General features: G+C 42.0%; 1 protein-coding gene and 1 pseudogene. Both read left to right on the top strand.

What is annotated here, in order from left to right; all coding sequences use genetic code 11:
• Window positions 1-141: 141 nt before the first annotated feature.
• Window positions 142-576, top strand: a complete 435-nt coding sequence (locus AC2VE5_RS26815; RefSeq protein WP_486890585.1) for a hypothetical protein — start codon at window positions 142-144, stop codon at window positions 574-576.
• Window positions 577-590: 14 nt separating this feature from the next.
• Window positions 591-1,631, top strand: a pseudogene (locus tag AC2VE5_RS26810) (hypothetical protein); the annotation flags it as partial.

Here is a 1,631-nt window from a genome sequence, read left to right as displayed (position 1 = left end):
ATCCGTTCAAATGTCACTTGCGTAAGTCCTGTTCTTGTTACCTGTCCTAAATAGGATTGACAAACGAGGATTAAAAGCGCGTTGGTTCTACTGGTTTTACCCAGTGCATTTTATCCCATTAACTCTTTTAAAAGGATTCTGATGGCATACGAACTCGACCAGAAGCAAATCGATCTAATTGATGAGAAATTGCCGCCAAAATTTGCAGCATTAAAATCTCGCTATCCTTCTACTATTTTTAATGCCGCACACCACTGGGACAAGCCCAAGTTTCCTCAAGGATACATCCCCCAGCAGATTTCCATTTACTATCAAGAGTCTGCTCCCTGCTCGTCTATTTCTTGGGGCAATGGTCGATTAGAAAAAGTGGAAATTGAAGAAATCCCTATAGATCCAGATGTCATACAAGTTAGGGTAGATGGGTCTTGGGGCTATATTCAAGTGCAAGGAATGAAAATTCTTGACCGAACGGAGGGAGTTATATTTCCACCAGAATTAACTCAGCATGAATTGATGCTGAGACGGATTATCCATTCGATATCGTCGGGTAAATATAAAAATTTAGAGCAGCAGTAAGTAGGAGCAAATATATGGACGAACGAACTAAAGCAGAATCGGAGCAAGATAGTCTAGCTAATGAAGTTTCTCCTGACAAGATTGAAGAACACTCACCATCACAAGACAGAGATGGTGATGGGTTAACAGATCATCAAGAAGCACTATTAGGCACTGACCCTGACAATGCCGATACTGACCGCGATGGAGTTAGCGACTTCCAAGAAGTAATGTTAGGTACTGACCCCAAGAGTCCAGAACCTGCTAGAGATGATGCTAGTTTAGACATCAATCGCCAACAGCCACCAATTCCAATTGTCAGCGATTTATACCAATGGTCGCAGCAGCAATCTAATGTAGATGCCAGCCAAGCTCAAATATTAAATTCTGAAGCTGGGCAGCCACCAATTGTCAGCGACCTTTACGAGTGGTCGCAGCAGCGCCCTGAGCCAAATACCAATCAAGCTCAGGCATCAGATGCTCTCAAGGAGTCAAGTTCTGAAGTTAGGCAACCTGCTGTTATTAACGATATTTACAAAAGGTTGCAAGAGCGTACTAATTTAGACATTAAGCAAGTAACTCTTGCAGTTCATCAAGGCTCAGAATTACTTTATCAAAGCAATTCACAATCTGTTGAGTTTAATAAATTCTCTCCTCAAATCCAAGATTTATTGCAAAAGACACTAGAAGATCCAACTGGGCTGAGAGGAGAGCTAGCCATTAGTGTTAACGATGAAGTAATCTTCCGCGTTGAAAATGGCGAACTCAAAATTGACCAATATGGACTAGCAGGCAATCAACAGGTTGTTGAAGTCCAAGCACAAACTCAATCTACCTCCTCCAAGCCCGAATTAGATCCAGTAGCTTACTTTCAAGAAGTAAGTAAAGATCCCTATCTTAAAAATATGGCTCCTATTGATGCCTTCGAGCATATTGCCCAAACAGCACTAGATGATGGTTTTTCCCCGGAGCAAACGGAACAGGTTTTAAAGCAAGATCCTTTCTACCAAAGCTTTGCCTTGGGAATGGGACAGGAGCAAGCAGATCGTTATGCTACTTCCTTGGTTAGTTCACTT

The organism is Aliterella sp. E5.1 (assembly GCF_057473825.1).
This window is presented reverse-complemented; position numbering and strand designations above follow the sequence as displayed.